General features: G+C 58.3%; 4 protein-coding genes and 1 pseudogene. 4 read left to right on the top strand and 1 reads right to left on the bottom strand.

The window, feature by feature from the left end:
* Together AWJ19_RS36350 and AWJ19_RS36345 are read left to right on the top strand one after the other, a co-directional pair.
* Window positions 1-293, top strand: a pseudogene (locus AWJ19_RS36350) (hypothetical protein); the annotation flags it as partial.
* Between the two features lie 2 nt (window positions 294-295).
* On the top strand, window positions 296-559 hold the full coding sequence (locus AWJ19_RS36345; protein WP_068722616.1) for a hypothetical protein: 264 nt from the start codon (window positions 296-298) through the stop codon (window positions 557-559).
* 108 nt (window positions 560-667) lie between these two features.
* Here the strand turns inward: AWJ19_RS36345 and AWJ19_RS07530 are convergent, their stop codons facing one another.
* Window positions 668-1,477, bottom strand: coding sequence for a GNAT family N-acetyltransferase (locus AWJ19_RS07530; RefSeq protein ID WP_068722614.1), 810 nt, complete (start codon window positions 1,475-1,477; stop codon window positions 668-670).
* Between the two features lie 204 nt (window positions 1,478-1,681).
* On the opposite strand from AWJ19_RS07530, the gene mutS reads away from it, so the two are divergent.
* Together mutS and mutL are read left to right on the top strand one after the other, a co-directional pair.
* A complete protein-coding gene (gene mutS / locus AWJ19_RS07525; RefSeq protein ID WP_068722612.1) occupies window positions 1,682-4,531 on the top strand; it encodes a DNA mismatch repair protein MutS in 2,850 nt (949 codons plus the stop codon).
* A 167-nt stretch (window positions 4,532-4,698) separates the two neighbouring features.
* The coding region (mutL, locus tag AWJ19_RS07520; RefSeq protein ID WP_128083531.1) for a DNA mismatch repair endonuclease MutL at window positions 4,699-5,929 on the top strand (1,231 nt) is incomplete at its 3' end.

Here is a 5,929-nt window from a genome sequence, read left to right as displayed (position 1 = left end):
ACCGCTCGCTGAGCTTGCGGGCGGGAGGCATGCCGCTGCCGGGCTGGGCCCTCGGCGGCCACCTGCACTTCAGCGGCGTAACGCTGACGGCGCCGCTGCTGCGCGCGCTCGACAACTACCTCGCGCTGCCGCTGATGCTGCTGGAGGACGCCAGAGCTGCCGCGCGGCGTCCGCGGTACGGCGTGCTAGGCGATTTCCGGATTCAGCCGCATGGCGGCTTTGAATACCGGACCCTGCCGAGCTTCCTCGTCTCCCCGTCATCGCCAAAGGCGCGGTCTTCCTGGCTCACCTGATCGTGAGCCGCTACGAAGACCTTACGCTGCGCCCGCTCGACCGGGAGGACCTTCATGCCGCCTATTACAGCGGCGACAAAACCCCGCTGCGCGCAGCCTTCATCCCGCTGCAGGCGCAGCTGCGGATGCTGCCCGGCTATGCGCAGGCAGCGCCTTACATCGAACCGCTCCTGGGCTATATAGCCCGGGAGCGGACCTGGGATGAGTCGCGGGACATCCGCGGACTGTGGCTGAGCAAGGCAGGGGCCGGGATAAAGTCAGGCTGAGCCTGGCGGTGGCCTTGTATCAAGACCACAGGTATCTGATCCTTAACCTGATTTCCGGCGGCACTCTGATTCCGGGCTGCTGCCGGTCCTGGGCATAGGGAACCGCTTTTAACTTTGCTTTTCCAGATACATCATCGCCCAGGTACCGATGTCCGTGAAGCCCAGCTTTTTGTAGATCTGGCCTGCTTGCGGATTGTTATAGAACAGGCACAGGGATTTCCCTTCAGCCAGCAGATCGCTGCACAGCTCAGCTGTTAGGCGCGTTGCCAGCCCTTGGCCTCTATGCTGCGGATGGGTGGCGACACCGACAATCATGGCCGACAGGGAATTTTCGGCAGTGGTCGAGGCTGAGGCGATGACTTTGCCGTCCTGCTCGGCGAAAAACGTGCGTCCGGTCTTGCTTTCCAGCGCTTTGCGCAGGCTTTTCCGCGAATCGGTAGTGCTGGCCGCGAATTCTTCGATCTGATCGGTGAGCGTGCAGATGGCTTCGACATCCTCAGCCGTCGCTTTGCGGATGATATGCGGGCCAGCCGCTTGCGAGCGGAGCTGCCCGTTCATTTCCTTTAGCTCAGCGAACAGCATCTGCTTGTCCTCACGGGCCGGAATCAAGCCCCTGAAAGCATGCACAACTCCAGCATCGCCCGAGAGCATCTCGGCCCCGGTGTCTTTACGGATCAGTTCTGCAAAACCCTCTGTATCAAAATCTCCTTCCGCATAAGTAAGATAACTGCTGTAAAAACGCAGCATTACTGCCCTCAGAGGCCCTTCCAGCGTATCAGATTCCCCCCACAGCTCCATAAATTCCTGCTCGAATCCGAAGTTTTCCACATCCCCGATAATAAACAGATTGATAGACGGTTTACGGCCTGTCAGCTCCATCAGCCGTTCCCGGTCAGTCTCGTACAGTCTGCGTATCATATTAGTCCCCCTAGCGTGTATAATTGACGTTTGTTCCTAATCTTACATTATACAAGGGAGATATTGCAGCTGTATTTTATATCAGAGGGAGCTGTCCGCATTTGGAGAGAACGCCTGTTTCTTCCTATGTGCAAGGGGAGTAACTTTGCTCTATGAGTTTCTGCTATAATAGAGAGTACTAGAGAAATGGCATGGAGGTTAACAATGGCTAAATATACGCCGATGATGGAGCAGTACCTGAAGGTAAAGGAAGGGGCGAAGGATGCCTTCCTTTTTTTCCGGCTGGGTGATTTCTATGAAATGTTCTTCGACGATGCGATCCTCGCCTCGAAGGAGCTTGAGATAACATTAACCGGCCGGCAGGGCGGGGGCGATGAGAAAATTCCGATGTGCGGAGTACCCTATCATGCGGCCGAAGGTTACATACAGCGTCTGATTGAAAAAGGCTACAAGGTCGCGATCTGCGAGCAGCTTGATGACCCGGCAGTGACCAAGGGCATGGTGCGGCGTGATATTGTTCGTGTGGTTACACCGGGTACCGTCATGGACGGGAAGATTATTTCGGACAAAAGCAATAACTACCTCGTCTGCGTTACGGAAGATGACGGGATGACCGCACTCTCGGCCTGCGACCTTACCACAGGTGAGCTGTATGTCACCTCTGTGCTGTCCAGTGCGGAGTGGCTGCGCGATGAGATTGGCATTTATGAGCCGGCGGAAATTATCGGGGATGCGAAGCTGCTGGAACAGCTGCGCAGCGAGGCTTCGCTGCTGGCCAAGCCGGTTGTGTACACTCCTTGGGATAAAAGAGACGAGGAATTGGCCCGCCGCCAGTTCGGCGAAGCAGCCTGGGTCCGGCTGGAGAAGGAACGGGGCAGCTGTCTGGCGCTCCTGATCTCTTATTTAAGTGAAACGCAGCGCCGTTCACTTGGACAGCTGAGCCAGATTTCACCGTATGAGCCGGGTAATTACATGATTCTCGACCCGTTCACCCGCCGCAATCTGGAGCTGACCGAGACGGTGCGCGAACGTTCGAAGAAGGGCTCTCTGCTCTGGCTGCTCGACCGCACCGAAACCTCGATGGGCGGCCGGCTGCTGCGCCGCAGAATCGACAAGCCGCTGCTGCAACGAGCTCCGATTGAGCGGCGGCTTGAGGCTGTCGACTACTTGTACAACCAGTTCATTGTCCGCGAGGATCTGCGCGGGGCGCTCAAAGAAATTTATGATCTGGAGCGGCTGGTCGGACGGATTGCCTTCGGCAGCGCCAACGGCCGCGACATGAACGCCCTGAAGCTGTCCCTGCAGCAGATTCCGGCGCTGAAGGAGATGTGTCTGGCGTCCGGCTCCACAACACTGCGGGAAATTGCCGGTTCTATGGATGTATGCGCCGAACTGTGCGACGATATTGATCAGGCCATTGTGGATGATCCGCCGGTATCCGTGCGCGACGGCAACATTATCCGCACCGGCTACCATGAACGGCTGGATGAGCTGCGTGTGGCCAGTACCAACGGCAAGCAGTGGCTGGCGGAGCTTGAAGCGAAGGAACGTGCTGCCACAGGCGTCAAGTCGCTGAAGATCGGCTTCAACAAAGTATTCGGCTATTATATAGAAGTTACCCGTTCCAATTTGTCTGCTCTGCCGGAAGGCCGGTATGAACGCAAGCAGACGCTGGCGAATGCCGAGCGTTTTGTTACGCCTGAGCTGAAGGAGAAGGAAGCCCTGATTCTGGAAGCCGAGGATAAAATGACGGATATCGAGTACACCCTCTTTATCGAGCTGCGCGACCGGATTGCGGCCCAGATTCCCCGCCTGCAGGCGCTCGCCGAGAAGGTGGCGGAGATCGATGTATACCAGTGCCTTGCTGCAGTCAGCGCCGAGCACCGGTTCGTCAAGCCGAAGCTGTCTGACGGCTATGACCTGCGGCTCGAGGGCGGACGCCATCCTGTCGTGGAGGCGGTGCTGAAAGATTCCAGCTTTATGGCTAACGGCAGTACGCTTACCAGGGATGACGGGAATATTTTGCTGATTACCGGACCGAACATGGCGGGCAAAAGTACCTATATGCGCCAGGTGGCCCTGATCTGTATTCTGGCACAGATCGGCTGCTTTGTTCCGGCATCGAGTGCAGAAGTGCCGCTGATTGACCGGATCTTCACGCGGATCGGTGCGGCGGATGACCTGATCGGCGGCCAGAGCACCTTTATGGTGGAAATGGCCGATATTCAGGTCATGACCGAGAAGGCCACTGCCCGCAGTCTGATTATCATCGACGAGCTGGGCCGGGGAACCTCGACCAGCGAAGGGATGGCCATCGCTCAGGCGGTTATTGAGTATGTGCATGATACGATTGCCTGCAAGGCGCTGGTCTCGACACATTTTCATGAGCTGGCCCACCTGGAACAGAGCTTGAAAGGACTGCGAAATTATTCTATGGCTGTCCAGGAGAGCGGAGACAAGGTCAATTTCCTGCGCAAGCTGGTGCCGGGAGCGGCAGACAGCAGCTACGGTATTTATTGCGCCCGGCTTGCCGGCCTTCCGGAGGGGATCATCGACCGTGCTTACGGATTGCTTCAGAGCATAGAGCAGGCCGCGCCTCCGGGCAGTACAGCGCTGAACTACGGCACCGGCGGTGAAGGCAGCGGCTCCGGCAGTGAGCTCAGAGAGGGCCGGGAGCCAGCCGGCCAGCCGGATATCGGACAGGCTGTGCCTGCGCAACAGCTTCAGTCTCCAGGCCTTTCCCATCCGGCGGCGGTTTCCGTCCTGTCGGGCGGCACTGCCTATGCCGAGTCTGCAGTCTCGCTGGCTTCCTTTGAGGACAGCGCGGACCAGGAAGTGGTTCAGCTATCGATTTTTGGGGAAGAAGAGCCGCGAAAAGGCCGCAAGGGCGGTGCTGAGCCGGCGGCTGCACCGGCAGCTGCATCGGCAGCGAAGGAGAATCCTGTACTTAAGGAGCTGGTCGCAGCCGTCCAGGCCGCGGACCTGATGAATATGACTCCGCTGCAGGCGATGAGCCTGCTGAACGAGCTGAAACAGAAGGCTAAAGGATTATAATATTAGCGGCAGCTGCCAGGAGACGTTATATAGACTTTCAAGGGGCTGATTTTCCCGACTGTGCTGGTTATCTCCACTTTGCTATGTTTCTGCAGCGTAGGCCGGGAGACCCATCGACCATACTTTTGAAAAAGTAATTTATATTATTCCCGCGAGGTGAATGAACCATGGCCAAAATTCATGTGCTGGACGAGCATATTGCCAACCAGATTGCTGCCGGGGAAGTCGTGGAGCGGCCGGCTTCCGTCGTAAAGGAGCTGGTGGAGAACGCCATTGATGCCGGCAGCACCCGCATAGAGGTCACCGTGGAAGAGGGCGGCCTGCAGAGCATCCGCGTTAAGGACAACGGCTCGGGCATTGAAGCGGAGGATTGCGAGACGGCGTTCTACCGCCATGCTACCAGCAAGATTGCCAGCGGACGCGACCTGTTCCAGATTACGAGCCTCGGCTTCCGGGGCGAGGCACTGCCCAGTATCGCGGCGGTGTCGAAGGTTACACTGCTTACAGCCAGCGGCGAAGACGGCAAGGGCCGGCAGATCGCGATTGAAGGCGGCCGGCTGATTGCCAATGAAGATCAGCCTGCCGGCAAAGGCAGTGATATGGCTGTGCGTGAATTGTTTTACAATACTCCGGCAAGGCTGAAGTATATGAAGAGTATTCAGACCGAGCTCGGGCATATATCGGATGCGATGTACCGGATGGCGCTGGCGCACCCTGATATTTCCTTTACGCTGCACCATAACGGCAACCAGCTGCTGCATACACTCGGCAACGGTGATCTGCTTCAGGTCATTGCAGCCGTCTACGGCACGTCTGCGGCCAAGGCGATGCTGCCGGTTAGCGCGGAAGATCCCGATTATAAGATCACCGGATACATCAGCCGTCCGGAATGGACCCGCTCCAACCGGAACGCGGTAACGACCATCGTCGGCGGACGTTATATCCGCAGCAACGGGCTGAATGCGGCGATCCTGCGCGCGTATCACACGCTGCTGCCGATTAACCGCTATCCGCTGCTGGTGCTCAAGCTGGATATGCATCCTTCGCTTGTCGATGTCAACGTGCATCCGGCGAAGCTGGAGGTGCGCTTCAGCAAGGAGACTGAGCTGTACGCCTTTGTGGAGCAGGAGCTGCGCAAGGTGCTGCTCGGCCAGAACCTGATTCCCCGCCCCGGCAGGGAAACGGTCGGCGGGAAGGGCAGCAGCTCCTTCATTCAGGAGCAATTCGCCTTTTCCAAGGGCGCTGCACCTGCTGCGCAGGCGGAATCCGCTGCAGCCGCCCAGCCATCAGCGGCTGAAGAGCTGCCTGGCCTGTCCGGCGGGAACTACGCTGCGCCAGCCGCCCCGGGCAGCCAGGGCAGCGCACCGCCCGTCAGTGGCGGCCCAGCCCGGACGGACC

This window comes from Paenibacillus sp. DMB5, from assembly GCF_001517085.1.
Lineage (GTDB): Bacteria > Bacillota > Bacilli > Paenibacillales > Paenibacillaceae > Paenibacillus_AQ.
Note: the sequence above shows the minus strand (reverse complement) of the source record. Positions and strands in the feature narration are given on the sequence as shown.

Coding starts and splice junctions, on each gene's coding strand:
- mutS (WP_068722612.1), top strand. CDS start 1,682: ATGGCTAAATATACGCCGATGATGGAGCAGTACCTGAAGGTAAAGGAA.
- AWJ19_RS07530 (WP_068722614.1), bottom strand. CDS start 1,477: ATGATACGCAGACTGTACGAGACTGACCGGGAACGGCTGATGGAGCTG.